The following is a 26,430-nucleotide window of genomic DNA, read 5'->3' as shown; positions in this document are numbered from 1 at the left end:
CATTCATGGCATTGCGACGCACCAAAAACACACACAAAAAGTAAGTGACGCCCCATAACCGGGCTGATATGGACCGTTTGCCCGGTTAACCCTTCCAACACCCGGCCAAAGCTGGCACCATCGCGCCCTTTTTTACGCGAAGCCTGTGGATCTTTCCGGGTCAAACGTCTGTAGGTTGTTGATGGCGCGACACACTGCTGCGCCGATGCGACACCCTGCCGCAGACCACCGGTTAACCGTCCGCTGCGCTGTTGGCTGTCATCCAAACGCTATGCTAGCTTGGCGCCTCGCCAGGAAGGCGGCCCAACAGCGAAGATCGCAACGAACACAATGAGGACCGCACATGGCCGAGGCCACGCCCGCGCTTGAAATCCGCAACTTGCATAAACGCTATGGTGAGCTTGAGGTACTCAAAGGTATCTCGCTGACCGCTCGCGACGGCGATGTGATCTCGATCCTGGGTTCCTCCGGTTCCGGCAAGTCCACCTTCCTGCGCTGCATCAACCTGCTGGAAAACCCGCACCAGGGCCAGATCCTGGTGGCCGGCGAAGAACTCAAGCTAAAGGCCGCGAAAAACGGCGAACTGATGGCCGCCGACGGCAAGCAGATCAACCGCCTGCGCAGCGAAATCGGGTTTGTGTTTCAAAACTTTAACCTGTGGCCGCACATGAGCATCCTCGACAACATCATCGAGGCTCCTCGGCGCGTGCTCGGCCAGAGCAAGGCCGAAGCGATAGAAGTGGCCGAGGCCCTGTTGGCCAAGGTTGGTATCGCCGACAAGCGCCACGCCTACCCTGCGCAACTCTCTGGCGGCCAACAACAACGCGCAGCGATTGCGCGTACCCTGGCGATGCAGCCTAAAGTCATCCTGTTCGACGAACCGACGTCGGCGCTTGACCCGGAAATGGTCCAGGAAGTACTTAATGTGATCCGCGCGCTGGCCGAAGAAGGCCGCACCATGCTGCTGGTCACCCACGAAATGGGCTTCGCCCGCCAGGTATCCAGCGAAGTGGTGTTTTTGCACCAGGGCCTGGTCGAAGAGCAAGGATCGCCACAGCAGGTATTTGAAAACCCGCTTTCGGCGCGCTGCAAACAATTCATGTCCAGCAACCGCTAACGGAGCAACATGCATGCAGACCTATAAGAAATTCCTTCTGGCCGCGGCCGTCTCGATGGCATTCAGCGCCACGGCCATGGCAGAAACCTTGAAGATGGGGATCGAAGCGGCCTACCCGCCGTTCAACAATAAAGACGCCAGCGGCAACGTTGTCGGCTTCGACAAGGACATCGGCGACGCCCTGTGCGCCAAGATGAAAGTCGAGAAGTGCGAAGTGTATGTGTCCGACTGGGACGGCATCATCCCTGCCCTGAACGCCAAGAAGTTCGACTTCCTGGTGTCCTCGCTGTCGATCACCGACGAGCGCAAGCAGGCGGTTGACTTCACCGACCCGTACTACTCCAACAAGCTGCAGTTCATTGCGCCCAAAGCCACTGCGGATTTCAAGACCGACGCCACTTACCTCAAAGGCAAGGTGATCGGTGCACAGCGCGCAACGCTGGCCGGTACCTATCTGGAAGACAAGCTGCCGGACACCGAAGCCAAGCTCTACGACACGCAGGAAAACGCCTACCTCGACCTGACCTCCGGTCGCCTCGACGGCATCCTGGCTGACAAGTACGTGCAGTACGAATGGCTCAAGAGCAAAGACGGTTCGGCCTATGAATTCAAAGGCGACCCGGTGGTAGAAAGCGACAAGATCGGTATCGCCGTACGCAAAGGCGACCCGCTGCGCGAGCGCCTGAACAAAGCCCTGGCAGAGATCAAGGCAGACGGCACCTACAAGAAGATCAACGACAAGTACTTCCCGTTCAGCATCGAATGATCTGAACGGCCTGCCCGGCGCGCTCCTGCGAGCGCGCTGGCTTTTAGCAATGCCTGCCGCGATATGAAAACACCATGAATTTCGATCTCTACGGATTCGGCCCGGCCCTTGCCGCCGGCGCGCTGATGACCGTCAAACTGGCGCTCACGGCCCTGTGCCTGGGGCTGGTGCTCGGCCTTGCCGGCGCCTTGGCCAAGACCTCCCCGTACAAGCCACTGCAATGGCTGGGCGGTGCGTATTCGACCATCGTTCGCGGTATTCCCGAATTACTGTGGGTGCTGCTGATTTACTTTGGCACCGTCAACCTGATGCGTGCGCTCGGTGAGTTCTTCGGCAACCCCGACCTGTCGCTGAGTGCCTTCGCCGCCGGCGTCATCGCCCTGGGCCTGTGCTTCGGCGCCTATGCAACGGAAGTGTTCCGCGGCGCGATCCTCGCCATTCCCAAGGGCCACCGCGAAGCCGGTGTGGCGTTGGGGCTGTCGAAGTTTCGGATTTTCACCCGGCTGATCATGCCGCAGATGTGGCGCATCGCCCTGCCGGGCCTGGGTAACCTGTTCATGATCCTGATGAAAGACACCGCGCTGGTGTCGGTGATCGGCCTGGAAGAAATCATGCGCCACGCGCAGATCGGCGTGACCGTGACCAAGCAACCCTTCACCTTCTTCATGGTCGCCGCCTTCATGTACCTGGGCCTGACCGTACTGGCGATGACCAGCATGCACTTCCTGGAAAAACGCGCCGCCCGCGGCTTTGCGAGGAGCACCCAATGAGCGGCGACTACAGCTGGCTATCGCACTTTGACCTGGGCCTGAACTGGGCCGTGATCATCAAGTGGCTGCCGAAGTTGGCCCAGGGCGCAACCCTGACCCTGGAGCTGGTGGCAATCGCCGTGATCGCCGGCCTGCTGCTGGCGATCCCTCTGGGCATCGCCCGCTCTTCGCGCCGCTGGTACGTGAGCGCCCTGCCCTACGGCTACATTTTCTTCTTCCGTGGCACGCCGCTGCTGGTGCAGTTGTTCCTGGTGTATTACGGCCTGGCGCAGTTCGACGCCGTGCGCAACAGCTTCATGTGGCCGTACCTGCGAGACCCGTTCTGGTGCGCCACCGCCACCATGACCCTGCACACCGCCGCCTACATTGCCGAGATCCTGCGCGGTGCGATCCAGGCCATTCCGCCGGGCGAGATCGAAGCGGCGCGGGCCCTGGGCATGTCCAAGCCCAAGACGCTGTTCTACATCATCCTGCCACGCGCCTCGCGCATCGGCCTGCCGGCCTACAGCAACGAAGTGATCCTGATGCTCAAGGCCAGCGCCCTGGCCAGTACCGTGACCCTGCTGGAACTGACCGGCATGGCGCGCACCATCATTGCCCGCACTTACCTGCCGGTGGAGATTTTCTTCGCCGCAGGGTTGTTCTACCTGCTGATGGCCTACGTGCTAGTGCGCGGCTTCAAACTGCTGGAAAAATGGCTGCGCGTCGATGCATGCCAAGGACGTTGAGGCACGCTTCCAGGCACTGGATGCGTTCCTGACCGAACACCAAGGGCTGTGGCGACCACGGCCCTTTACTCAGTTGCAGTTGCCCTGGGAAACCGAGCATCCCGAGTTATCCCAGTGGCTGCGCAAGCGTTCGCTGGCCGAAGCTGAAGCCAGTCACAACCAACCCCACGACCTGCCCGCGCCCACACCTTTTCCACAGCTGGCCGCTCACGCGCTGCGCCTCGCTACTGTGGATAAGTTACCCACGCACACCCTTGAGCCCGCTCGCCATCGTTTGAATGTCGACGTGCCAGGGCGCAAATGGCAACAGATCGAAGCCTTCGGCGCCGCGCTGACCTTTACCCAAACGCCTGCCCACTGGCTGGACTGGTGCGCCGGCAAAGGCCACCTAGGCCGCCGCCTGCTGCAACCCGGCCAACAGCTGACCTGCCTGGAATACGACCCCGCCCTGATCGCCTCCGGCCAAGCCTTGAGTGATCGCCACGGCCTGCCCGCAACCCATCATCTGCAAGACGTGATGGCGGATGTCGCGATCCAGCCCGAACACACGCCGGTCGCCCTGCATGCCTGCGGCGACCTGCATGTGCGCCTGCTACAACTGGCCAGCGCCGCCGGCTGCAAACAACTGGCCCTGGCGCCCTGCTGCTACAACCGCATCACCGCCGACCGTTATCAAGCCCTCTCCGCCGCCGGGCGCGCCTCACTGCTGCAACTGTCGATTGATGACCTGGGCCTGCCCCTGAGCGAAACCGTCACCGCCGGCAACCGTGTACGCCAACAACGGGACACCTCCATGGCCCGCCGCCTGGGCTTTGACCAACTGCAACGGCAACTGCGTGGCTGCGACGACTACCTGCCAACACCTTCCCTGCCCGCCAGTTGGCTGGATAAACCCTTTGCCGACTATTGCCAGGAACTGGCAAGCCTCAAGGGCTTATCCACAGGCGAGCAGAACTGGCCGGCCCTGGAAGCCCACGGCTGGCAACGCCTGGCCGAGGTGCGCAACCTTGAGTTAGTGAGAGGCTTGTTTCGACGCCCATTGGAACTGTGGTTGGTATTGGACCGGGCACTGTTCATGGTGGAACAGGGCTACAACGTCGAGGTCGGCAGCTTCTGCGAACCATCGTTGACCCCTCGCAACCTGATGGTGCTGGCCGAGCGCGAATAAAGGGCAAAAAATCCTACAAGCGCCCTGTGGATAACTCTGTTGATGAATACTTTGCAAAGGCAGTACATATAGGCCTTTCACGCCAAAAGCCAACCTGGTCATTTTTTGTTCACAAAATAAAGTGCACACAAAACAGGCAGTTGCAGCGTGTTGAGAACTGCTGCACAAAATGGCTGTTTCGTGACAACCGTTACCAACCGATTGTGCATAAGCATCTGGCGCCACGCGCATAACGGGCGCTTTATGCGGTCTGTTTTGGCGCCTTCAGCCACAAGCAAACCTCGCTGATATCATCACTGGCCAGCCGTTTCGCCACGTTATCCAGCGGGTCGGATGAGTAGGCCAACGCCTCGTTGATGGCCATATCGCGATGAACTTCCAACGGGTCTTTGCCCAAGCGATGCTTGAACGCCTCGACCATGTCCAGGCTGAAGGGGTTGCTCTCATCCACCTGGTTAATCACCACCTGCACAACCGGCGGGCGCTCGCCCTCAAGGTGCGGAGCGAGCAGCAAGTCCAGATGATCCAGGGTCCCAAGGCAAGCAGCGTCCGCCTGCACGATGACCAGCACCACATCGGCAACGCTCAACGCTTGATGGAAATAGACGTTATTACCCGCAGGCGTATCGATGATCACCGTGTGCCGCTCGCTGAGCCCCAGGCCTCCAAGACGCTGCGCCAGCCAACCGGGCTCCTGCTTGAGCCAGCGCTCGAGGCTTTCCTGCTGCTGGATATCGATATCGCCGAAGGTCATCACCTGGCAACCGGCAAAGCCCAACTGCTGCAAGGGCGCCCATTGCCCATGCTCCAGACTGGTGCGGCCGATTCCGGGCAAGGTGGAACTGACCCCAAAGTGATGATGCAAGGCATTCTGCGGGTCCAGGTCCAGCGCCACCACCGACTCGCCCAGGCGCTGCAACCCACTGCTCAAGGCCGTGACCAGAGTGCTGCGGCCCACACCGCCATTGATAGACACCAACGCCACTATTTTAGGGCGCAGCTCCGGGGCATTGAGGGGCTGTTGGTAAATACTTTCGTCAGGAACACTGCCGAAAAAGTGCATTCTTGCATTGATGCCGTCGGCATCATGGGTAACGTCTTTGCCAAACAACGCCAGAATTTCTTTGCTTAGGCTCATAGCCTGCTCCTCACGACGCAGCTTAAAGACGTGAAGGTCAGCAAGTGCGGGCACTTGCCGCAGGTCTTTTTATAGGCGCCCTTGTTGGGGGCATTCTGTGACAAAGGGTTTGAAGTGTCATTATTTTGCTGTTTTTATGCTCGGCTTTTTAGATGGACGGTAGACAGTCAATTTAATGGCTTTTTCAGCGTGTGTTTTTCCACAGGCTTGCAACCTGTGAAAACGTGCCCAAGACAGCCTGATCGCAAGAAACCTCCGACTTTGCAAAAATAGTCAGAATTCAGGGGTTTACAGAACCTTTCCAATCGCTATAATCGTCGCCCTAACACGCCGGTATAGCTCAGTTGGTAGAGCAACTGACTTGTAATCAGTAGGTCCCGGGTTCGACTCCTGGTGCCGGCACCATACAAGGTTCCAGAGAAGGCTTTCAAAATCTCTGGAACCCCCGAAAAACCCGCCTTCTGGCGGGTTTTTTCGTTTTGGCGTTCCGTCGGATTCCGCCAAATCTTATGGATACCAGCCGAAAACCACCTCGATTTTCACGGGCAATCGTCCGCCCTGCCCGCCCCATCCTTCATCAGCAGGCCTGCACACAAATCAGCGACGAACTGGGGCATGGTCGTCTCGACGTGGTATCGGCTTATAACGATGATCGAGCACGAGCAAAACAGTCGACATGGCGCTGTTCCTGGCGGATCTTCTCACCGGGTCGCATGCCATTCGCGAACGTCACCTACGCCAAGCAAGGACCATTCAAGCGGAGATTTCTAATCGCTTGCACAAAGATAATCCATGGACCTGGCAGCGAAAGCATCCCGCATGGTTTCTAAACCGTCACGTGAACCAATACGCTGAATCGACGCGCTATTACTGGCTACTGACCGCGCATTTGCTCACTCTTCGCTTAGGAAAATTCAACCTATCGATGAAGGTCAAAAACCGGTCAGAAGCAGGCTGATGGTGTAAGTGGCTCAATTGACGTGTGAGGTTGTTTGGCTACTCGCTCGAAGTCATTGAACGAGTAGGGCTGTGTAAAAAATCAGACATCCACTGGCCACGTTCCGCGCCGCACCATTTCCCGCACCCGATCAGCACCATTGGCGCGTACCAGCAATTCCATACGGGCTTTTTCGATGTCCTCGGCACTCCATTGCTCGGTGGCCATGGTGGCTTTTTCGTGAGACCAGCCATTGTCGTAGTGACGGACCACATACTGCTGTTGGTATGCCCACATCTCGGTGCCCGGAATCGGGGTCACGATAAACGGGTTGGCGTAGGCCATGCCTGCGCCCATAAGGCTGACGGCATAATCAATGGTATTACCGATTTGCCCCAGGCTTTCGATGAACGGCTGTTCGGCAGCCGAGGCCGGCGGGTTGACGAAGCCGAGCATGAAGCCGCCCGTCACCTGAATTCCGCACTCGGTAAACATCTGGATGATCTCAAAGGTTGCCTGCTGAATCGCGTTGAAACGCGACTTGTTGGAGTTCACCAGGCTCTCTTCGTTGGCGCTCTCCACCGCAAGGTAAATGTTGTAGCAACCGTTGTCGGCGATTGAACGGATAAACGTCTTCGCCGTGAGACCGCCGCGAATGGCAGCGATGACGTTGCGGTAGTGCGGGCTTTTGAGTTCCTGCTCATCAAGTTCCGCCAGAAATCGCTCGCCCTTGTGCAGCAGCACCAGATTGAACAGGCTCAGCCCACCTTCCTCGACCCACGGCAAATGGTGTTTCTTCAACAGCTTGCCGACCTCCATAGCGTACAGCGGGTCATGCATCAAGTGATCGTCTTCGATCAACACTTCGGTCACGCCTTATTTGACCAAATCCGCCAGATGCAGGTCGAACCAGTCCAGCCCCAATGCCCGCCAGGGGCCGTTGATTTTGGGGATATAGCAGAAGTTGCAATTGACGTTGCAGCCTATGGTGGAAAAGATCTGCGCCCAGGCGCCGGTCTTGCGCACCCGCGCACCGGAGGAATGATAGGGCTGCAAGTAGTTGTTCATGTTCAGGAAACTGAAATCCGGCAACGGCATGACGCCCAGCCGCTCATCCAGATCCTGCCGGGCCGGGACAATGCTCAAGTAGCTGGATTTGCGCGTCGGTCGAACTAGTTGGCCACTGTAGCTGCGATAGGCGATGCCCGGCACCGCGTCGACATTGCCGCCTTCATGGGTGACCGCGTCGAGCAGCAGCGTGAAGGCGCGATCCGCTTCGTTGATCAGGGTGAAATCGAAAGGCGAGTCCAGCAAGGCATTCTGCCAGTCACCGCTGGAATGGGCACCGCCCGTCACCAGCAGCAAATTTGGATCGATGGATTTCACCAGGTCGGCCAGCGCCCGGGCGTTGCCCCATTGCACGGTGTAGTTGCACTGGATGCCGACGATGTCCGGTTGTGCATCTTCGATGATCTTGCGCATTTGCACATCGGTGAGGCCATAGCGGACCAAATGGCCCTGATCGACGTTCACCAGAGTGTTTTCCTGGGACCAGCCGGCGAATGGCGCGTCGACGATCTGCACCTCGTAGCCGGCGCGCTTGGCCACCGTGGCGATGCGCAACAGGCCAATGGGCGTGCCGGCGCGTTTCATTACTTCGAACGTGTCGATGCCGATGTCGGCAAATGCGCTGCCCAGCGGTACCGGCTCAATCAGCCGCGTGTAAGGCGGCACGAACAGCAACACACGTGGCGCTTCGCCATTTGCGCGGCGGCGAATGCCGCTGCGGCTGGACTTCAATGACGGTAGTCCCAGATGCTGGAGCGCAGGACGAGTGGGCGCCACGCTGAATCGTGGCAGGTCGCGTTCAATTCTTGTGGCGCCTTCAGAGGCAATCAGGTCCATCTCAAAGCTCCTTTACAACAGTGATGTCGGCGTTGGGCTGGCCTGTTTTCGAGGTGGCGATAACAGCGCCAACGATAATCAGCAGTGTGGGAATAATCAGGATCGGGCTGGCATGGCTTTGCCCTATGGCCACCAGCAGCAGGGTCGAGATCAGGGGGGCCAGATAGGAGAGAGCGCCGAGCATCGCCAGGCTGCCGTGCTTGGTGGCGTGGTCCCAGGCGAAAAACGCCAGGCCCACCGGCCCCAGGCCAAGGCCGACGATGGCCGCCCATTGCCCGGCGCTTGGAATGACCGCGGTTTCAAACGCCAGATGGCAGACCAGGCCGGCCACTGCGACGAGGCCACAGATGCCACCAATGATGCTGCTTGGCACGTCACTGAAACGGCGGTTGATCACCGAATAGGACGACCAGACCAGCGCGCAGGCGAAGGCGGCCAGGTAGCCGGCTACCGGCATGGCGGCGGCTTCATCCGAGGCGCGCTGTTGCATGATGAACGCCGTACCGGCCAACCCCAGCAGCGCGCCGAGTAACTGGCGTTTGCGCAGCCGTTCCCCCGCGCTGAAGGCCGAGAGCAGCACAATCAACAGTGGCCACAGGTAGGCAATCAGGCTCGCCTCGGCAACCGGGGCAGCCTTGAGGGCGAAAAAATACAGCGCGTGGTAGGCGAATATCCCTAGAAAACCGACCGCCCATACCGACCAGGGCTGACGCCAGCTGCGAAACCCCGCCATGCCGTTGCGGCCAAGGATGCACAGGCTCGCTACAAACGCGACGGCAAAACTCAGGGTCAGCAGTTGGAAGGGTGGAATGCCTTCGGTGAGGCTGGTCAGCAACGCCAGGCATGACCACAGGAACACCGCGATCACGCCGATGGCTGTGGCCGAGGCTGCGGCTCTGACAGACACCTGTGTTTTGGCAATGCGCGTCACTTCGGTCATCTACGCCCCGTCTGATTTATCCTTGTCGGTGGGGCAATCATAGAAAGGTCCGGCCGGGCGGGTATTGATGAGCACTGCTGAAGATTTGTTCAGGCCTGCCGGATTCACCTTACCCGCGAACTTCGTCGCACCGTGGCCGGCGTCAGGTCGCGGTTCTTTTTCAGGGCGTGGGTGAGTGCACTTTGATCGGCATAACCGACGCGGTGGGCGATCTCGGTGATCGACAGCGCGGTTTCGCACAGCAAGTCGATGGCACGGTTGAGACGCAAGGTGGCGATATGCGCAAAAGGCGTGCTATTCAAATGCCGAGCGAACAGCACGTAGAGTTGCCGCTCGCTGGTGCCTGCCACCCATGCAATCTCGGTGGCGCTAAGCCGGCTGTCCAGATGGCTTTCGATGTAAGCGAGTGCCCGTGCCAGGGTGAACTGACCATGCTCAGGGATGATTCCGGGCGGCAGCGTCAGCGAAGACAGCAGCAAAGTACTCCAGGACTCCGCCACCTGAGGTGAACTGGTCAGCAAGGGCGCGCTGCGGCTGGCGTATTCGAGTAAATGGCGGATTTCCGGGCCTACTGGGAAAAAGCGTTTGTCGGCCTGGAGTCTGGTCGACAGGTCGAGATTCTTGGGCCCGCCGAACGTCGTGGCCGGCACGTCGAGTACCAGAAAGATATTGGCCTTTTGCGCCAGAAACGCATGGCGAGCACCGGCAGGAATTACCACGCCCTGACTCCAGTCGACCTTGCCGGCCCGACCGTCGACTTCGATGTCCATGGAGCCGGACTGCGGCAGCACGAGCTGATGAAAGTCGTGATCGTGCAATTCGACTTGGCCCGAATACGAACGAAGGGCCAGTGAAACCGCTGGGTTATCGTGACTGCCCATAGCGCCTCTCCGTTGGCTCAGGTTCACATCATGCCTGAGTCAGAGAACCCGGTGCCACTCCCGCGAGCGCTCAGGGGAGATGCGACGAGTCATCGGCAAGAACTCGTGCGGGACGCGGGCTGATTTCATCGCGGGCAAGCCCGGCGCCCACAGCGCGAAGCCCTGGCCTGGATAGGCCAGGGCTTTTTACGAATGACGACCCATGCGCCCATAGCGATATGGCACATAGCCACTTTTCCAATTGACACCCCCTCCCCACTCCGTTAAAAACCCCGCCTTGCTTGCGTTTTTATCGAGACATGGATGTTGTCCAAACCCCCGCTGTTCAAATACCGCCGCTATTGGCTGGCGGTCATCATCGTGTTGCTGGCGATTCTTGATCCTTTCGGCCTGGCCAGTTCCAGCGACAAGGCGTCGGCGCAGTGGCTCAATCGTATGTTCGCCAGTCACTACCCGAGCCTTGGGCAGCAGCGGGTGGCGGTGGTGTTGATCGATGATGCCTACCTGATGCGCAATAACAGTTCGTGGCCCATGCCCTATGGCGAGCAGAGCAAGTTGTTCAAGCGCTTGCTGGCGTACAAGCCCCAGGCGGTGTTTGTGGATTTGCTTTATAGCCACGACCACTCGTTTGGCGACCCGACGCGGGGCAGCCAGTTGCTGGCGAATGTGTTTGAGCGTTATCAACGCCAAGGCATCCCGTTGTGGCTGGCCAATACTGGGTTGACTCGCGCAGAGGCGGGCCAGGCGAATACGCTGGCGCCGTTCATGCAGGTGAGCCAGCCGGCGCTGGTTGTATGGGAAGGGGTGGATGACAAGTATCCACTGGCGATGCGCACACAGGCAGGGCTGATGGAAACTCCCGCCCTGTCGCTGTATCGAGTGTTCTGTGCCACGCAGCACTGCAAGCAGCCGCCGGTGGATGTGCAAGCCGCTGCGCAGCGCCAGCCCATCGCGGTGCAGTGGGGGCTGAAGCTGGCGCCCGAACAGGCACGTATTGCCGATATCCGCCACTGCGCGCCGGCACGGCATTTTTTGCTGGATGGGGTGGCGCAGTTATTTCAGGCGGTGTTCTGGAAGCTCGACGACTCGGCCCAGGCGCGCTGCCCTTATACGCTGACGTTGTCGGCCAGTGACCTGGAGGTCAGCGACCCCGATGACCAGGCACTGGTCGCCGACTTACTGCGCGACCGCCTGGTGTTGGTGGGCGCCAATATCGCTTCCACCGGGGACTTGGTGGAGTCGCCGGTACACGGCCAACTCCCTGGCGTTTACCTGCACGCCATGGCGCTGGACAACCTGATCAATGCGGGCATGGACTACGACCATGAACCGGCCAATTTCCCCCACCTGCCGTTCAATTGGCTGGACCTGCTGGAGCTCGGGCTGCTGGCGTTGATCGCCGTGCTCAAGGCGCTGCACGCACGTCGCCTGGCGGGCCATCGCCCCTGGAGCCGGTGGCGGCGCCAGGAAATCTGGTTTTTTACCTCGCCGTGCCCGTCGTGGCTGTTGGTGATGTCGATGTTGGCGGGGGTCAGTGTGTTGCTGAGCCTCAATGACATCACCCCGGTCAACGTACTGGGCATTGTGTTGCTGTCGTTGGTGCTGTTCAGCGAGCGGATCGAAGCCTTCTTCGACCGCGATCGCTGAGTGCACCGCTCTGCTATCTGACTCAAGGAAACCAAGGATGAACAGAAGCCTCATCGTCTTGCTCGCCGCCCTCTTCACCCAGGGCGCCTGGGCAGAAACCCACAGTATCAAGGCGTTCCTCGCCGACCCGGTGACAGTGCTGGACGAGCAGGGCAAGCAACAACGTGAGCTGGCGAAAAAGGACGCGCCCACCCAGCCCCTGCCGGTGTTGCAGTACAACCAGGCACTGGATCTGGTGCAGGTAGAACTGGCAGGCCAGAAGGTGTGGCTGGACACCATGGATTTGCGCATCGAGCCCCCGCTGAACGTCGTCGACCTGCCCTGCCAGGGCCTGACCAAAAGCCAGGCCAAGGACAGCCGCAACAACTCCACCATCGGTTTTGGTGCCGGCTGCAATCAATAAAAAGGAGCGTTGCGGTGAAGGGATATCTAGTAGCAGCCAGCCTGTTGGCCAGTTCGGTGCTCAGCGGTTGCGCCACCTTGAAAGGCGCAGACCAGGCGTTTATGAACCTGGTGGGGCCCTCGACCCAGTCCCGGGTTCAGGGCCATTACGTGGATAACAGCGACGTACGCCAGTATTACAAGCTCGACCCACAGCGCCAGAGCCAGCAGCGTTTGAGCTACGACGGGCGTGCGGTACCGGCCGCTGAAGCGCGCCAGCAGAACCTGGTGGATATCCCGATGCTGCAAGGCTACTTGCAGGGCATCGTCACGCGCTTGTCCAAGGGCTGGCCGGGGGAGTTGCCGCCGCTGCAGGTGAAGATCACCGACAGCTATGGCTTCGGGCCGTCGGCAGACCCCTACGGCAACCTGTTCGTGCCGCTGGGCATGCTGGACAACGTCGCCAGCGAAGACGAAATCGCCGCGATGCTGGGCCATGAAATGAGCCACGTATTGCTGCATCACCATGACCGCATGGCCGCTTTCCAGCAGCAGAAAGACATGTTTACCACCGTCGCCTCCACGGTCGCCTTGGCCACCATGGCTGCCGATACGGGCGTGGACCGCAGCTCCGGTACGATGAAACTGTTCAGTAAAGACCCAGCCGGCACCCAGAAGACCATCGGCAACACCGTGCTGTATACCGCCCTGGCCAATACCTTTTCCGATCAGGTATGGAGCACCGCCTGGGGCCGCAGCCAGGAAGACCAGGCCGACTTGCTGGGCACCGACTTGATGATCCGTGCCGGTTACGCGCCGCGAGCCGCCACCCATAGTCTGGAGCGCCTCAACGACTTCCAGGGCAAGCAGAAGCCCTTGCTCACGGGGTTCCTCACGGCGCGCAAGAATGCCATGCAGGATTCGCTGCAGCAGTTCAATCTCAACCAGTTCACCAAAGAGCTGGACGTGCTGGTCAAGGATGGCTTGACCACCGGCATCACCGCGACCAGCCAATACTTCAACCGCTCACATATGTCGGCGATGGACCGCGACACCGAGCTGCGCCAGTACTTGCAACGCGAGTATCGCCAGGAACGCCGCGCCCGGGTCAACCCGCAAAGCTGGTCGAAAATGAAGAATACGCCCCAGGTGGCGAAGGCTTTGCAGGGCTATAAAGACGCGTACTTCGCAATTGATGCCCTGGAGAAAAACAAGGTGCCGCAGGCTGACGCTTTCATCCGCAAGGCTCTGGCCTCGCCGGTAAAAGACCAGCCGAGCATTCGGCGCACCGCCTATACCGTGCGCCTGGCCCAGGGCAAAAACAGCGAAGCGGTGAAAGAGTTGCAGGCGATCAAGGACTGGTCCCTGGCAGGGCCTTCCACCTATGACTTGATGATCAGCTACCACCTCAAACGCGGTGACGGGCAATCGGCCCTGGCGATGATCGACAAGGCAGAACGCAACCTGGGGTCGGAAGAACTGTTTATTACCGAGAAGCTGTTGGCCAACCAGCAACTGCAGAATGCGCAGCAGGTGCAAAGCGTACTGCGCAAATGCGAGCAGTACCCGACGCGCAAAGAGAACTGCAAAAAGCTCGCACCGGTCAAAGCCTGACGCCCCCGCGAGCGGACAATAAAAAACCCCGAACCAGTCGGGGTTTTTTTATCGCCTGGCATCAGGCACGACATTCGATCAATTAGAAAACGTTGATCGGGTAGTCGGCGAACAGACGGATTTCGTTACCGCCTACGTTGTAGTTGCTGGCGTTGTTGGAAACGCGCAACCACGAGGCACGGGCACGCAGGCTCAGGTCTTTGGCTGGGCCGCTCTGTACCACATACTTGAACTGGTTCCAGATTTCACGCTCGGTGCCATCGCCACGGCCAGTGCCGTCGTCGATGTTGGTGCCGCGCACGTAGGCAATGTTGTAGGTCAGGCCCGGTACGCCGAAGGTGGCGAAGTCGATGCCATAACCTGCTTGCCAGGAGCGCTCGTCCTTGCCGTTGAAGTCGGACCAGTAGGAGTTGGCCAGCAGGATGGTATTGCCGCCGTCGCCAATGCCGCCAGCGTTGCGGTAGCCACCGTACAGGTAGCCGGTGTCACCGGTGCTGCGCTGGTGAGCGAGGGTGAAGCTGTGCGCGCCAACGGCCCAGGTAGCGCCCAGGCTCCAGATCTTGTTGTCGCGAGCGTCCGCATCACCTTGGTTTTCCAGGGCGAAGCTGCGGTCCAGCTTGGTTTTGTAGCCATTGAAGTCAAATGTCAGCGACTGTTGTTCTGGCAGGGCCAGCACGTAGTTGACGTTGACGTATTGCTTCTTCAGCACGTCCTGCATGTCGGAGGCGTACAAAGCAGCCGACAGGCTTTCGGTGAATTTGTAGCTACCACCGATGTAGTTGATGCTCTTCAAACGGCCGCTGTCGCTGCCCTCGGCGCTCTTGCGAGCTTCCTTGGTGAAGTGACCAGCATCCAGTTGCAGGCCGGCAATTTCTTTGGAAACGATCGAGGTGCCCTCGTAGGTTTCCGACAGCAGACGCGAGTTGTCGTATTGCAGGACCGGCACGGCCGGCATCTGCTGACCGTATTTGATCACGGTGTTGGAGATACGCGCCTTGACGGCTGCGCCGCCTTTGGCCAGGTCGTTGGCGGCTTCTCCGCTGTCACCTTGCTTGAAGAAGTCGATACCGCCAGCGCCGCTGCGACCTTTACCACCATCCAGGCGGATAGCGTATTGGCCAATCACATCCACACCCACACCGACAGTGCCTTGGGTGAAGCCGGACTCGAACTTGCCGATGAAGCCTTGGCCCCATTCAGCTTTGTCCTGCTTGCCGTTTTTGTAGTCACGGCTGATGTAGGCGTTACGTGCTGCGATGTTCAGGTGGCTGTCTTCAACGAAACCCTTGGATTGCTCCTGGTCGTTTGCCATTGCTGTCGATGCGCTCAAAATCCCCAGAGCGATCAGACTCATCCGTTGCTTCAACATTTTCTTATATTCCTTATTACGGGTTGAGTACGCGCTGTGACACCAGGCTCCTGTTGCTTTTCTGGTGTCGACCTTGCCAGCAAAAAGAAGGCCCGCGGACGACTGAACTGCCGCGGGCCTTTTTTTATTGGATTTAGTCATGGTGGTTAGCCACAGGCGTTGGGCGCAATCCTATGCGGGCGTTGAACTATGTGTCAATTTCGTGAATCGTCTGTATTTAGGCGATATTCGTCTAAGCGGCGGGCTAAAGCGGCGGGATGAAAGCGTTGAAAACACCTTGATCAGCCCTTGGAAACACATTAAGTAACAAATCCGCATGCAATGCGTTAGGGAATAGATAACACGCGCAAATGCAAAGCATTACTATTCGCGCACAATTTTCCTGCCATGTCATTTGGATACACTCCCATGCCTGCCCCTCGCCTGACGCCCCTCTCCCTTGGGCTCTCTGTCCTGCTGTCTGCTGGTTTTGCCGGTGCGGCCACGGTCCTGCCCGAAACCTCGATCAGCGTGGAAGCAGACGAAGACGACCCACGGGTCAAAGAGACCAGCACGGCCACACGCACCGCGACGGCTGTTCGCTATGTGCCCCAGGCGATCGACTCAGTCAAAACCGAAAGCCTGCGCTCCTATGGCACCAACGACCTGGGCCAGGCATTGAGCGGTATCCCCAACGTCAGCAGCGGCGCCGATACACGCTTCGACAGCCTGCGCATACGCGGTTTCGACGCCAGCAATGACTTCTATCTGGATGGCATTCGCGACGACAGCCAGTACGTACGTGACCTGCATAACATCGAGCGTATCGAAGTGCTCAAGGGACCGGCCGCCGTGCTTTACGGGCGAGGCGGCCAGGGCGGCATCGTCAACCGGGTGAGCAAAATGCCCACCCCGGGGCAAAAGTCCAGCATCGAAGCCCAAGGCGGCAGCAACGATTTGCGCAGCCTGTATGCCGACCTGAGTACCGACCCCACCGATAACATCAGCCTGCGCCTGAACATGGGCAACCAGGACAACAACAGCTTTCGCGATGGCGTCAGCGGCAACCGCCAGTTGTTCGCGCCGTCGATGAGCTGGCAGCTCACTCCAGAGCTGAACTGGCTGGTGCAATACGAATACAGCCGCTACAACCGCACCCCAGACCGTGGCATTCCTGGTGTCAACGGGCGCCCGGCGGATGTGAGCCGCAGCACCACTTACTTTGATCACGGCGATTACATCGACGATAAGTCCCAGTCGCTGCGTTCCAGACTCGCCTACGAGCTCAACGCCGACTGGCAACTGCGCCACACCCTCGGCGTGTTCAAGCTCGACAGCGATTTCGACAATACCTACCAGACCGGCTATGACCCGAAAACCAACACCGTCAGCCGCCAACACTGGCAGCAGGACCTGACCACCCGCAACGTGTTCAACAACCTGGAGCTGGAAGGCGGTTTCGACACCTTTGGCCTGGAACACCGCCTGCTCACCGGTATTGAGCTGGGTAGCCAGCGCCGCGATCCGAAGCTGTACTCCGCTCGCGATGGCAAGACAGTGCCGAGCCTGGACCTCAACCAACCCAATCGCCGCCTGAGCCACACCGGGAGCATGCGACTGTCGAGTAACAACCACACCGAAGTCGAAAGCCGCGCCCTCTATATACAGGACCAACTGCGCCTGAATGACCAGTGGCAACTGCTGGGCGGGCTGCGTTACGACCGCTTCGAAGTGGACACCACCAACAAGCTGCTCGACATTCAACAGAACGTGAAAAGCCACAGCACCAGCCCGCGCGTCGGCCTGGTGTGGACGCCCCTGGAGCACCACTCGTTCTACGCCTCGTGGAGCAAGACTTTCACCCCAGCAGGCGGCGGCCTGATCGGCATCACGCCGAACGCCACCGGCAACGTCAACGACCTGAGCCCGGAGTTGACCAAGCAAAAAGAAATCGGCGTGAAGAGCGACTGGTTCGATGAGCGCCTGAGCACCACCCTGGCTGTGTACGAGCTGGAACTCTACAACCGCCGCACCAGCGACCCGCTGGACCGTACCATTACCCTGCTCACCGGCGAACAACGCTCACGCGGCGTGGAGCTGACCGCCACCGGCAAGATCGTCGACAACTGGTATGTGCGCGGCGGCGTAGGCCTGCAAGATGCCAAGGTCGAGAAGGACAACAACGGGTTTGAGGGCAAACGGATCAGCGACGTGGCCAAGCGCAACGCCAGCCTGTTCATCACCTGGAAGCCGGAGATGGGCTGGTACGCGGAAACCGGTTTGACCCTGGTCGGCGATCGTTACGCCGACAACCTCAACACCGTGGTGTTGCCTGGTTATGGTCGCTGGGACGCGCTGGCCGGGTTCCGTCAGAAAGAATGGGACGTGCGGGCAGCACTGAACAATATCGCTGATAAAAACTACTACGCCTCGGCGACCAGTGCGGCGCAGATTCAACCAGGCGAGCCGCGAAGCCTGGTAGTCACCGGTACCTACAGCTTCTGACACACCTCATGGGAACCAAAGCCTGTTCCCACACTGGTTAGGTATTGCCCACAACATCAGCGCCTGGCGCAGATCCCTGTGGGAGCGGGCTTGCTCGCGATAGCGGTGTGCCAGTCAGCCAATCTTCAACTGAGCCACCGCCATCGCAGGCAAGCCAGCTCCCACACTGGTTAGATATTGTCCAAAAAATCAGCGCCTGGCGCAGATCCCTGTGGGGGGCTTGCCCGCGAAAGCGGTGTGCCAGTCAGCCAATCTTCAACTGAGCCACCGCCATCGCAGGCAAGCCAGCTCCCACGCTGGTTAGATATTGTCCAAAAAATCAGCGCCTGGCGCAGATCCCTGTGGAAGCGGGCTTGCCCGCGATAGCGGTGTGCCAGTCCCCCAATCTTCAACTGAACCACCGCCATCGCAGGCAAGCCAGCTCCCACAGTCGGTTTCAGGTGTTCTTTAGTTGCTCATCAACTCGCACAACGCCTGCACTTCGTCCTCCGTGAACAACCCCACCGGGTAGCGCTCACTCATCACGCTGCGCAAATCAGGCAATTGCCTGACCTGTGGCGAGCCGTTCGCCTTCAACCAAAGGGCCAACGCATGGATGGCGTCTGCGTCGACCCGCAAAGGGTGGAACGTATGCGTGTTCATCAGGTGGACATCGGCATTCATTTCAGCGCTCTCTCCTGCTGCGTGAGCGGCTAACTTACTCAAGGTTTGTGACAGAACTGCACGGTCATCCCCCTTGGGCTACTGTAACCACAGCGATACAAGAGCTATGCCAATGTGCCCTGTTCACCGGCATGCAGGCATGAAAAAGCCCGCGACCGGGCTGGGTCGCGGGCTTGCGGGGAACACTGCAAACGCGCGGTGCTCGTGCGCCATCAAGGCGCTGTTACAACTGCACTCACTTTCGCTGCGGAGCTGGCTGCTGTTGGGTCAGGCAATGGATATTGCCCCCACCCAGTAACAATTCGCGGCCCGGCACCATCACCACTTCATGTTGTGGGAACAGGTTCTGCAGGATTTGCTTGGCCTGATCGTCCAACGGGTCATCGAAACTCGGCGCGATGATGCCGCCATTGACGATCAGGAAGTTGACGTAGGAACCGGCCAACCGCACGGTCGGATTACGCTCCTGGCTACCGTCAACCAGGTCTACCCCGGCGCATTCCTCCTCAGTGGCATACAGCGGACCCGGAATCGGCATTTTATGCACGATGAACGAGCGGCCCTGGGCATCGGTGCTGCTTTGCAGCACGTCCATGGCTGCGTGGCAGCGTGGGTAGTTCGGGTCTTGCGGGTCATCGGTCCAGGCCAACAGCACTTCGCCCGGGCGCACGTAGCAGCAGAAGTTATCCACATGGCCGTCGGTTTCGTCGTTGAACAGGCCATCCGGCAACCAGATGATCTTGTCTACCGCCAGGTTATCGCTGAGCACCGCCTCAATGGCCGCACGATCAAGGTGCGGGTTGCGGTTGCGGTTCAACAGACATTCTTCGGTAGTGATCAGGGTGCCTTCGCCGTCGACATGAATCGAACCGCCTTCAAGCACAAAGCCTTCAGTGCGGTAACGCGGTGCGCGCTCCATCTCGAGGATCTTGCCTCCCACCTGTGAATCGCGGTTCCACGGTGCATACAGGCCGCCGTCAAAACCACCCCAGGCGTTGAAGTCCCAGTTCACACCCCGTACTTCTCCACTGCCGTTGATCACGAAAGTGGGGCCGGTGTCGCGAACCCAGGCGTCGTCATTGGACATTTCCACCAGGCGGATATTGGGTACGTCCAGGCGGGCACGGGCGTTTTCGTACTGGCTGGCGGAGACCGCGACGGTCACCGGCTCAAAACGTGCGATGGCCTTGGCCACCGCCACATGGGCCGCCTGAGCAGGCTTACCGCCCAGGCGCCAGTTGTCTGGGCGCTCGGGCCAGATCATCCAGGTCTGGGTCTGGGGCGCCCATTCGGCAGGCATGTGAAAGCCATCGGCGCGAGGTGTGCTGTGCAAGGTGGTCATGGCGATCAGGGCTCCGAATGGGGTGAAGGACAACTTTATAATGGATAAAAATCGGCTTTAACAGACTAAAAACATGATAGGTGCTCGCGCCTGCAAAAAATAGCCGATAACAATCGATAAATCACAGTTGCTCATCCAGCACTTTCGACAGCATGTCTACAAAGAAGTCCACGCTGCGTCTGGACGTCACCATCGGTGGCTTGATTTTGAGGATATTCAGATAATCACCGGTAGGCTGCATGAAAATCCCCAGCTCCCGCAGCCGGTCACACAACAAGGCGGTTTCTGCAGTCGCAGGTTCGAGGGTCTGGCGATCGCGCACCAGTTCAAGGCCCAGATAGAAGCCCGAACCGTGCACGGCACCGACGAGTGGATGGTGATCGATCAATTCCTCCAACCGTGCCTTGAAATGCCCACCTACCAGTTGGGCGTTTGCCCACAGCTTTTCCTCTTCCATCACATCCAGCACCGCCATACCGATCCGGCAACTGACCGGACTGCCTCCTGATGAGGAGAAGAAGTAACCCTCGGCTTCCAGCGCCTCGGCAATTTCTCGGCGGGTGATCACTGCACCCAACGGCTGGCCGTTGCCCATGCCTTTGGCCATGGTGATGATGTCAGGCACCACACCTTGCTGTTCAAACCCCCAGAAGAAATGCCCCATGCGGCCGTAACCCACCTGCACTTCATCGGCGATGCACACGCCTCCCTGGGCACGGACCAGGCCATACACCTGTTGCAGGTAACCCGGTGGCAGGGAGATGCCGCCGGCATTGCCGTACACCGGCTCACAGATGAACCCGGCTAATTGACGCTGGCTCGCGGCGATTTTCGCCAGGTTATGCTCCACGCTTCGTACATAGTCCGACGCGCTGTCCGGCCCGCGGAATTCACCGCGGTAGGTATTGGGCGCGGTCACGGGGTGTACCCAATCCGGGCGGCTGCTCAAGGCCTGGGGGTTATCGGCAATCGACGTGGACACGGCATCCGCCGCCACCGACCAGCCGTGATAGGCCTCCAGCACACTGAGCATGTCGCGCCCGCCGCTGTAGGCCCGGGCCAAACGAATCGCCAGGTCATTGGCCTCGGTGCCGCTGTTGACCAGGAACACCCGGTCCATGCCCTCCGGCGCCAACGCCAGCAGGCGCTCGGAGAACTCGGCAACCGCCGCGTAGTGAAACCGCGAGTTGGTGTTGAGCAACGACCACTGCCGAGCCGCCACTTCAGCCATGCGCGGGTGGCCATGGCCCAGCACGGCCACGTTGTTGAGCATGTCGAGGTACGATCGGCCCTGCATATCGATCAGGTGGTTACGCCAGCCGCGCTCGATACGCGGTGGGTCGGCGTAGTAGTGCTTCTGGGAGCGGGCAAAGCTGGCATCACGCCTGGCCAGCAGGGCTTCTGGGTCCAGTTCCGGCTCCGCATCACAGGCCAGGCCCAACAGCGCTGCGGGTGACGGGCACAACGCCTGCCACGCCAACGCCCGGGAAGGTGTGCAGAACAGCGGTGGCTCAAGGTCGGCGCGGCACAACTGCACAGTCAACGGCGCATGAACCTCGCCCAGCACCTGCCCTTTGACCAAGGTTGCGCCCGGCTTGAGTGATGTGCGCACGCCCCACAAGCGCAGGCTCAGGCCGCTGTCGTGCAAACACAGCAAGCCGTCGGTACCTTCGCGCAGCATTCCCGCAAAGGGTGCTTCCAGCACCGTGCCGTGGGGCAGATGTAGTTCGACATGCAGGGGGAAGGTCTCGGGCTCTAGCGCACTGTTGGGGCGGGTGCGCGACAAGCGGTATTGCCCATAACGACTGGCCGCCAGCCCATGCACCGTCGCCGCTTGATCCAGCAAACGCCGATCGATGCCGGGAGTCTCCCAATTGCCAGCCTCGAAATGCGGGCTGAGTACGCCCAGGTCGATCAGCGCAAACTCGCGGCCCACCAAGCCTGGCAATAAAGGCGCGAAGTCTTGGTTGGCGACGGGCGGTAATGTTTTGCCGACGCTGCGCAGAATAGCCGCTTGCATGAGTTCGAAGGGCACCGACGTGGCGATATGGAAGATTTCCCACTCGTGTTCGGCGTTTTTCTTTAGATAAACGTTGTCCGGGTCCAGGCGTTGCTGCTGCTCACTGCTGAGCACCAACACCGCCGCGCGAGCGACGATCAACGGCCACAACACCTCCAGCTCTTCACGCTGCAACGGCGTGACCGCGTGGCAGGCCTGGATCGCCGGCAAGAGGGCAAACGGATCACCGTCGGTATGGTGCAACAACGCCGCGCAGGTCACCGACAGGTCGGCAATTCGCCAGGTGTGCACCAGATCGCCGAAATCGATCACGCCTTGTATGCGCCAGTGCGGCTGGGCATCACGCTGCCACATCACGTTGTCGTCGGTGATGTCCATGTGCACTGCTTGCCAAGGCAGGTGTGCCGCCAACGGCTGGACATGCGCCTCGACCTGCCTGGCCACCTGCTCCAAAGCAGCACGCTGCGGCAGGTCGGGCAAGGTTGCCAGCAGGTGGGTGATCAATGCTTGCGCGTGGCGCGGGTCCCATTGCAGGGTGCGCTCCAGGCCAGGGTGCTCGAAACCTGCCAGCGCGAGGCTCATCTGCCCGCACAGCTCACCAAAGCCTTCGATCACGGTGCGGCTCAGGTGGGGTAAATGCGTCAGGGGCTGGCCGTCGATGTAGTCCAGTAGCCGCAGGTGCAGGGTTTGGTCATCGACGTTGACCGTCAGCAACTCCTCACCCGCCAAGGTCTGGATGACCTTGGGAACACGCAGGCCGGCATGCGCGCCCAGGCTGTTGAGCGCTGCGTGTTGGGCTTGAAGTTCAACCGCGGCGTAGTCACCCCGGCAGATTTTCAGAACGAAGCGGCCCCGCGTGCTGTCAATTCGATAGTTGAGGTCTTGCTGACTGCCCAATGAGTGTAATTTGCCCGCCATACCATAGTGCCGCTCGAGCAGGCATGCTGCTTGCTCGGGGGTTACTTGTGGGCAAGACAAGCTGGCACGGTGGGTCAACGTGGCTAACGACATTGTGACGACCTTTGTTTTTTCAGGCGTCTATATCGCCATTGTTCAGGGGCACAAGGCAACCCCCCAGTAATACAGCGCTTGCACCACCCGGCTCGCACCACTCAAGCTATGCTTCATCCGCATAATGTCTATCTAAGGAAAGGGCCCTCCGATATGCGCATTCTCGTTACTGGCGGCGCTGGCTTTATCGGCTCAGCCCTGATCCGCCACCTGATCCAGCACACCGAGCACGAGGTGCTCAACCTGGACAAGCTGACTTACGCCGGCAACCTCGAGTCGCTGACCAGCATCGCGTCCAACAGCCGCTATGAGTTTGTCCAGGCCGATATCATCGACCAGGCCACCGTCAGCGCCTTGCTCGCACGCTTCGAACCCGATGCGATCATGCACTTGGCGGCCGAGTCCCATGTCGACCGCTCCATTGACGGCCCGTCGGATTTTATCCAGACCAACATCGTTGGCACCTACAGCCTGCTGGAAGCCACGCGAGCCTATTGGCAGAAGCTGGCAGAGCCGGCAAAAGGCGCATTCCGTTTCCACCACATCTCCACTGATGAGGTGTATGGCGACCTGCACGGCGTGGACGACCTCTTCACCGAGACCACGCCTTACGCACCGAGCTCGCCGTATTCCGCGAGCAAGGCAGCGTCCGACCACCTGGTACGCGCCTGGCAGCGCACCTATGGCCTGCCGGTGCTGTTGACCAACTGCTCGAACAATTACGGGCCGTTCCATTTCCCCGAAAAATTGATCCCGCTGGTGATTCTCAACGCCCTGGCGGGCAAGCCACTGCCGGTGTATGGCGATGGTCTGCAGGTGCGTGACTGGCTGTTCGTCGAGGATCATGCCCGTGCGCTGCTCACAGTGGTCACCACTGGGGTTGTGGGCGAAACCTACAATATCGGCGGCCACAACGAACAGAAGAACATCGACGTGGTACGTGGCATCTGCGCCCTGCTGGAAGAACTGGCGCCGCAACGCCCAGCCGGTGTGGAGAAATTCACTGACCTGATCACCTTCGTCAAGGATCGCCCAGGCCACGACCAACGCTACGCCATCGACGCCAGCAAGATCGAACGCGAACTGGGCTGGGTCCCGGAAGAAACCTTCGAGACCGGCCTGCGCAAAACCGTACAGTGGTACCTCGATAATCTGGAATGGTGCAGCAGGGTCCAGGACGGCAGTTATCAGGGAGAACGATTGGGCAACACCGACTTGAAGGATCTAATCGCATGATGAAGGGAATTGTATTGGCTGGCGGCTCCGGCACTCGCCTACACCCCATTACGTTGGGAGTGTCCAAACAGCTGTTGCCGGTGTATGACAAGCCGATGATCTACTACCCGATATCCGTGCTGATGCTCGCAGGCATCAAGGACATTCTGGTGATCTCCACTCCGGTAGACCTACCGCAGTACCGAAACCTGCTGGGAGACGGCAGCCAGTTTGGCGTGCGTTTCACGTATGCCGAACAGCCTTCCCCGGACGGGCTGGCTCAAGCATTTATCATTGGCGAAGAGTTCATCGGTGATGACGCGGTGTGCCTGATTCTGGGGGACAACATCTTCCACGGCCAGCATTTTGGCGATCAGTTACGCACCGCAGCCGAGCGCTCCTCGGGCGCTACTGTTTTCGGCTATTGGGTGAAAGACCCGGAGCGCTTCGGTGTGATTGATTTCGATAAAGAGGGCCGCGCCCTTTCCATCGAAGAAAAACCGGCAAAGCCCAAGTCACCGTATGCCGTGACCGGCCTGTACTTCTACGACAACGACGTGATCAAGATCGCCAAGGCGGTCAAGCCTTCGCCACGCGGCGAGCTGGAGATCACCGACGTCAACAATGCCTACCTTCAGCGTGGCGATCTTCACGTTGAACGCTTCGGCCGTGGGTTCGCCTGGCTCGACACCGGCACCCATGACAGCCTGCTGGAAGCCTCGACCTACGTTCAGACCATCGAGCACCGCCAGGGCTTGAAAGTGGCATGCCTGGAAGAGATCGCCTATGAAAATGGCTGGATCGATCGTGATTATCTGCTGGAGCGCGCCAAGTACTTTGGCAAGACCGGCTACGGCCAATACCTCTACTCGCTTGCCGGAGAGACCCAGTGAATGTAGTTGAAACCACACTACCCGGCGTACTGATCCTCGAGCCAAAGGTATTCGGCGACGAACGCGGTTTCTTCTACGAAAGTTTCAATGCGCGCGCCTTTGAAATGGCCACCGGGCTCAAGCGTAATTTCGTGCAGGACAATCACTCACGCTCGCAAAAAGGCGTGCTGCGAGGTTTGCACTATCAGCTTGAACACACTCAAGGCAAGCTGGTGCGTGTCACCTACGGTGAAGTGTTGGATGTGGCGGTCGACATCCGTCGCAGCTCACCCAACTTTGGCCAGTGGGTGGGTGTCCGCTTGTCGGCACAGAACCATCGCCAACTCTGGGTGCCAGAAGGCTTCGCCCATGGCTTCGTGGTGTTGAGTGAGTACGCAGAGTTCCTGTACAAAACCACCGACTACTACCAGCCAAGCGCCGAGCGCAGCATTCTCTGGAATGATCCGACGCTGGCCATCGACTGGGAGCTGGCCGAACCGCCGCAACTCTCCGCCAAGGATCAGGTCGGCAAACTGCTGATGGAAGCTGACTTGTTCCCATGAAAATCCTCATCACCGGCCAACACGGCCAAGTCTCCCAGGAGCTGCAACAGCGGCTCAAGGGCCTGGGCGAACTCCTCGTCCTGGGCCGCGACCAGCTTGACCTGGCAGACGCAGACCTTATCCGCCAGCAAGTGCGCATCCATCGCCCTGGCCTGATCATCAACGCGGCGGCCCACACCGCCGTCGATCTGGCCGAGAGCGAGCCGGACGCTGCGTTCGCCATCAATGCCATCGCCCCCGGAATCCTCGCCGAAGAGGCCAAGGCGTTGGGTATCCCGCTGATTCACTACTCGACCGACTACGTGTTCGACGGCACCAAACCTGCCCCGTACACCGAAAGCGACACGCCGAACCCATTGGGTGTCTACGGCCAGAGCAAGCTGGCGGGCGAGCAGGCGATTGCGGCTGCAGGCGGCGAGTACCTGATCTTGCGCACCAGTTGGGTCTATTCGAGCCACGGCAAGAACTTCCTGCTGACCATGCAGCGCCTCCTGCAGGAAAAACCGCAGATGCGCATCGTGGCCGACCAGTTCGGTGCACCGACCTGGGCCGGGACTATCGCCAACAGCACCCGCGTGCTGATCGAGCAGTGGCAGGCCGGTAAGGCAGGGGATTGGGGTGTTTACCACCTCACTGCCCAGGGTGAGACTTCATGGTTCGGCTTTGCCCAAGCCATTGGCGAGCAACTGCTCGCCGAGGGCAAGGCCTGCGCCGAGCTGGAGCCGATCCCTTCCAGCGCCTACCCGACCCCCGCCAAGCGCCCGCTGAACTCGCGCCTGGACTGCACTCGCCTGCAACAGCAATGGCACGTCAGCCAGCCACAGTGGCAAGACGCATTGCACGAGTGTCTTGCACAGCAGCACTAGGCATAATGCGCCTGTACCCACAGGCGCGACTTC

Annotated in this window: 23 protein-coding genes and 1 tRNA gene; 15 read left to right on the top strand and 9 right to left on the bottom strand. The window is 59.7% G+C overall.

Annotated elements, in window-relative coordinates:
* Nucleotides 1-343: 343 nt before the first annotated feature.
* The 5 genes from HBO10_RS10070 to HBO10_RS10050 all read left to right on the top strand — a co-directional run bounded on the left by HBO10_RS10070 (nucleotide 344) and on the right by HBO10_RS10050 (nucleotide 4,549).
* Complete coding sequence (locus HBO10_RS10070) at nucleotides 344-1,117, top strand: ABC transporter ATP-binding protein (protein ID WP_010213906.1); 774 nt, start codon at nucleotides 344-346, stop codon at nucleotides 1,115-1,117.
* 13 nt (nucleotides 1,118-1,130) lie between these two features.
* Nucleotides 1,131-1,883, top strand: a complete 753-nt coding sequence (locus HBO10_RS10065; RefSeq protein ID WP_014716503.1) for an ABC transporter substrate-binding protein — start codon at nucleotides 1,131-1,133, stop codon at nucleotides 1,881-1,883.
* Between the two features lie 74 nt (nucleotides 1,884-1,957).
* Nucleotides 1,958-2,653 carry an ABC transporter permease gene (locus HBO10_RS10060; RefSeq protein WP_005783890.1) on the top strand — a complete coding sequence of 232 codons (696 nt, stop codon included), beginning with the start codon at nucleotides 1,958-1,960 and terminating at the stop codon, nucleotides 2,651-2,653.
* 38 nt (nucleotides 2,654-2,691) lie between these two features.
* Nucleotides 2,692-3,381, top strand: a complete 690-nt coding sequence (locus HBO10_RS10055) for an ABC transporter permease (RefSeq protein ID WP_032803763.1) — start codon at nucleotides 2,692-2,694, stop codon at nucleotides 3,379-3,381.
* Nucleotides 3,362-4,549, top strand: a complete 1,188-nt coding sequence (locus HBO10_RS10050) for a methyltransferase (RefSeq protein WP_034125524.1) — start codon at nucleotides 3,362-3,364, stop codon at nucleotides 4,547-4,549. The genes HBO10_RS10055 and HBO10_RS10050 overlap by 20 nt, the downstream gene beginning before the upstream one ends.
* A gap of 241 nt (nucleotides 4,550-4,790) precedes the next feature.
* On the opposite strand, the gene bcsQ is transcribed toward HBO10_RS10050, so the two are convergent.
* Complete coding sequence (gene bcsQ, locus HBO10_RS10045; RefSeq protein ID WP_034125523.1) at nucleotides 4,791-5,687, bottom strand: cellulose biosynthesis protein BcsQ; 897 nt, start codon at nucleotides 5,685-5,687, stop codon at nucleotides 4,791-4,793.
* A 329-nt stretch (nucleotides 5,688-6,016) separates the two neighbouring features.
* On the opposite strand from bcsQ, the gene HBO10_RS10040 reads away from it, so the two are divergent.
* A tRNA-Thr gene (locus tag HBO10_RS10040) sits at nucleotides 6,017-6,092 on the top strand.
* A 271-nt stretch (nucleotides 6,093-6,363) separates the two neighbouring features.
* Nucleotides 6,364-6,645, top strand: a complete 282-nt coding sequence (locus tag HBO10_RS10035) for a hypothetical protein (protein WP_080757644.1) — start codon at nucleotides 6,364-6,366, stop codon at nucleotides 6,643-6,645.
* A gap of 81 nt (nucleotides 6,646-6,726) precedes the next feature.
* Here HBO10_RS10035 and HBO10_RS31280 read toward each other — a convergent pair whose 3' ends face one another.
* From HBO10_RS31280 to HBO10_RS10020, 4 genes are all read right to left on the bottom strand, one after another.
* Nucleotides 6,727-7,497, bottom strand: a complete 771-nt coding sequence (locus HBO10_RS31280) for a hypothetical protein (protein WP_230633823.1) — start codon at nucleotides 7,495-7,497, stop codon at nucleotides 6,727-6,729.
* A gap of 3 nt (nucleotides 7,498-7,500) precedes the next feature.
* The gene (locus tag HBO10_RS31275; protein WP_230633822.1) at nucleotides 7,501-8,529 is read right to left on the bottom strand and encodes a cobalamin-dependent protein; all 1,029 of its coding nucleotides are present in this window, start codon (nucleotides 8,527-8,529) and stop codon (nucleotides 7,501-7,503) included.
* A 1-nt stretch (nucleotide 8,530) separates the two neighbouring features.
* Nucleotides 8,531-9,469, bottom strand: coding sequence for an EamA family transporter (locus HBO10_RS10025; RefSeq protein ID WP_034125522.1), 939 nt, complete (start codon nucleotides 9,467-9,469; stop codon nucleotides 8,531-8,533).
* 104 nt (nucleotides 9,470-9,573) lie between these two features.
* On the bottom strand, nucleotides 9,574-10,350 hold the full coding sequence (locus HBO10_RS10020) for an AraC family transcriptional regulator (protein WP_034125521.1): 777 nt from the start codon (nucleotides 10,348-10,350) through the stop codon (nucleotides 9,574-9,576).
* Between the two features lie 303 nt (nucleotides 10,351-10,653).
* Here HBO10_RS10020 and HBO10_RS10015 point away from each other — a divergent pair, with 303 nt between their 5' ends.
* From HBO10_RS10015 to HBO10_RS10005, 3 genes are read left to right on the top strand one after another with little or no spacing between them, the layout of a single operon-like run.
* Entirely contained in the window at nucleotides 10,654-11,997 is a 1,344-nt protein-coding gene (locus HBO10_RS10015) for a CHASE2 domain-containing protein (RefSeq protein WP_034125520.1), read from the top strand.
* Nucleotides 11,998-12,034: 37 nt separating this feature from the next.
* A complete protein-coding gene (locus tag HBO10_RS10010) occupies nucleotides 12,035-12,400 on the top strand; it encodes a hypothetical protein (protein ID WP_014716500.1) in 366 nt (121 codons plus the stop codon).
* A 14-nt stretch (nucleotides 12,401-12,414) separates the two neighbouring features.
* Entirely contained in the window at nucleotides 12,415-13,992 is a 1,578-nt protein-coding gene (locus HBO10_RS10005) for a M48 family metallopeptidase (protein ID WP_034125519.1), read from the top strand.
* An 82-nt stretch (nucleotides 13,993-14,074) separates the two neighbouring features.
* Here the strand turns inward: HBO10_RS10005 and HBO10_RS10000 are convergent, their stop codons facing one another.
* Entirely contained in the window at nucleotides 14,075-15,361 is a 1,287-nt protein-coding gene (locus HBO10_RS10000) for an OprD family porin (protein WP_034125518.1), read from the bottom strand.
* A gap of 408 nt (nucleotides 15,362-15,769) precedes the next feature.
* On the opposite strand from HBO10_RS10000, the gene HBO10_RS09995 reads away from it, so the two are divergent.
* Entirely contained in the window at nucleotides 15,770-17,845 is a 2,076-nt protein-coding gene (locus HBO10_RS09995; protein WP_034125517.1) for a TonB-dependent siderophore receptor, read from the top strand.
* Between the two features lie 447 nt (nucleotides 17,846-18,292).
* Here HBO10_RS09995 and HBO10_RS09990 read toward each other — a convergent pair whose 3' ends face one another.
* The 3 genes from HBO10_RS09990 to HBO10_RS09980 form a co-directional block, all read right to left on the bottom strand.
* Nucleotides 18,293-18,508, bottom strand: a complete 216-nt coding sequence (locus tag HBO10_RS09990; RefSeq protein ID WP_034125516.1) for a hypothetical protein — start codon at nucleotides 18,506-18,508, stop codon at nucleotides 18,293-18,295.
* A gap of 235 nt (nucleotides 18,509-18,743) precedes the next feature.
* Nucleotides 18,744-19,850: an agmatine deiminase gene (gene aguA, locus HBO10_RS09985; RefSeq protein WP_034125515.1), complete on the bottom strand. Its 1,107-nt coding sequence runs from the start codon at nucleotides 19,848-19,850 to the stop codon at nucleotides 18,744-18,746.
* A 121-nt stretch (nucleotides 19,851-19,971) separates the two neighbouring features.
* Entirely contained in the window at nucleotides 19,972-22,881 is a 2,910-nt protein-coding gene (locus HBO10_RS09980) for an aminotransferase (protein WP_169921975.1), read from the bottom strand.
* Nucleotides 22,882-23,034: 153 nt separating this feature from the next.
* On the opposite strand from HBO10_RS09980, the gene rfbB reads away from it, so the two are divergent.
* The 4 genes from rfbB to rfbD are packed head-to-tail and all read left to right on the top strand — an operon-like array spanning nucleotide 23,035 to nucleotide 26,397.
* Nucleotides 23,035-24,117 (top strand): dTDP-glucose 4,6-dehydratase, encoded by a 1,083-nt coding sequence (gene rfbB / locus HBO10_RS09975; protein WP_034125513.1) that lies wholly within the window; start codon nucleotides 23,035-23,037, stop codon nucleotides 24,115-24,117.
* Nucleotides 24,114-24,989: a glucose-1-phosphate thymidylyltransferase RfbA gene (gene rfbA, locus HBO10_RS09970; RefSeq protein ID WP_003187717.1), complete on the top strand. Its 876-nt coding sequence runs from the start codon at nucleotides 24,114-24,116 to the stop codon at nucleotides 24,987-24,989. The genes rfbB and rfbA overlap by 4 nt, the downstream gene beginning before the upstream one ends.
* Nucleotides 24,986-25,531, top strand: a complete 546-nt coding sequence (rfbC, locus tag HBO10_RS09965; RefSeq protein WP_034125512.1) for a dTDP-4-dehydrorhamnose 3,5-epimerase — start codon at nucleotides 24,986-24,988, stop codon at nucleotides 25,529-25,531. Before rfbA ends, rfbC begins: the two co-directional genes overlap by 4 nt.
* Complete coding sequence (gene rfbD, locus HBO10_RS09960; RefSeq protein WP_034125511.1) at nucleotides 25,528-26,397, top strand: dTDP-4-dehydrorhamnose reductase; 870 nt, start codon at nucleotides 25,528-25,530, stop codon at nucleotides 26,395-26,397. Before rfbC ends, rfbD begins: the two co-directional genes overlap by 4 nt.
* The last annotated feature ends 33 nt before the right edge of the window (nucleotides 26,398-26,430 follow it).

The organism is Pseudomonas sp. WS 5503 (genome assembly GCF_012985385.1).
GTDB classification, from domain to species: domain Bacteria; phylum Pseudomonadota; class Gammaproteobacteria; order Pseudomonadales; family Pseudomonadaceae; genus Aquipseudomonas; species Aquipseudomonas paracarnis.
The sequence above is the reverse complement of the archived record's forward strand: the minus strand, read 5'-3'. Positions and strand labels throughout refer to the sequence as shown.

What these genes read in the sequence shown, in the direction of transcription:
- HBO10_RS10070 (WP_010213906.1), top strand. Translation starts at nt 344, where the DNA reads ATGGCCGAGGCCACGCCCGCGCTTGAAATCCGCAACTTGCATAAACGC.
- HBO10_RS10065 (WP_014716503.1), top strand. Translation starts at nt 1,131, where the DNA reads ATGCAGACCTATAAGAAATTCCTTCTGGCCGCGGCCGTCTCGATGGCA.
- HBO10_RS10060 (WP_005783890.1), top strand. Translation starts at nt 1,958, where the DNA reads ATGAATTTCGATCTCTACGGATTCGGCCCGGCCCTTGCCGCCGGCGCG.
- HBO10_RS10050 (WP_034125524.1), top strand. Translation starts at nt 3,362, where the DNA reads ATGCATGCCAAGGACGTTGAGGCACGCTTCCAGGCACTGGATGCGTTC.
- bcsQ (WP_034125523.1), bottom strand. Translation starts at nt 5,687, where the DNA reads ATGAGCCTAAGCAAAGAAATTCTGGCGTTGTTTGGCAAAGACGTTACC.
- HBO10_RS10035 (WP_080757644.1), top strand. Translation starts at nt 6,364, where the DNA reads ATGGCGCTGTTCCTGGCGGATCTTCTCACCGGGTCGCATGCCATTCGC.
- HBO10_RS31275 (WP_230633822.1), bottom strand. Translation starts at nt 8,529, where the DNA reads ATGGACCTGATTGCCTCTGAAGGCGCCACAAGAATTGAACGCGACCTG.
- HBO10_RS10025 (WP_034125522.1), bottom strand. Translation starts at nt 9,469, where the DNA reads ATGACCGAAGTGACGCGCATTGCCAAAACACAGGTGTCTGTCAGAGCC.
- HBO10_RS10020 (WP_034125521.1), bottom strand. Translation starts at nt 10,350, where the DNA reads ATGGGCAGTCACGATAACCCAGCGGTTTCACTGGCCCTTCGTTCGTAT.
- HBO10_RS10015 (WP_034125520.1), top strand. Translation starts at nt 10,654, where the DNA reads ATGTTGTCCAAACCCCCGCTGTTCAAATACCGCCGCTATTGGCTGGCG.
- HBO10_RS10010 (WP_014716500.1), top strand. Translation starts at nt 12,035, where the DNA reads ATGAACAGAAGCCTCATCGTCTTGCTCGCCGCCCTCTTCACCCAGGGC.
- HBO10_RS10000 (WP_034125518.1), bottom strand. Translation starts at nt 15,361, where the DNA reads ATGTTGAAGCAACGGATGAGTCTGATCGCTCTGGGGATTTTGAGCGCA.
- HBO10_RS09995 (WP_034125517.1), top strand. Translation starts at nt 15,770, where the DNA reads ATGCCTGCCCCTCGCCTGACGCCCCTCTCCCTTGGGCTCTCTGTCCTG.
- HBO10_RS09990 (WP_034125516.1), bottom strand. Translation starts at nt 18,508, where the DNA reads ATGAATGCCGATGTCCACCTGATGAACACGCATACGTTCCACCCTTTG.
- aguA (WP_034125515.1), bottom strand. Translation starts at nt 19,850, where the DNA reads ATGACCACCTTGCACAGCACACCTCGCGCCGATGGCTTTCACATGCCT.
- HBO10_RS09980 (WP_169921975.1), bottom strand. Translation starts at nt 22,881, where the DNA reads ATGTCGTTAGCCACGTTGACCCACCGTGCCAGCTTGTCTTGCCCACAA.
- rfbB (WP_034125513.1), top strand. Translation starts at nt 23,035, where the DNA reads ATGCGCATTCTCGTTACTGGCGGCGCTGGCTTTATCGGCTCAGCCCTG.
- rfbA (WP_003187717.1), top strand. Translation starts at nt 24,114, where the DNA reads ATGATGAAGGGAATTGTATTGGCTGGCGGCTCCGGCACTCGCCTACAC.
- rfbD (WP_034125511.1), top strand. Translation starts at nt 25,528, where the DNA reads ATGAAAATCCTCATCACCGGCCAACACGGCCAAGTCTCCCAGGAGCTG.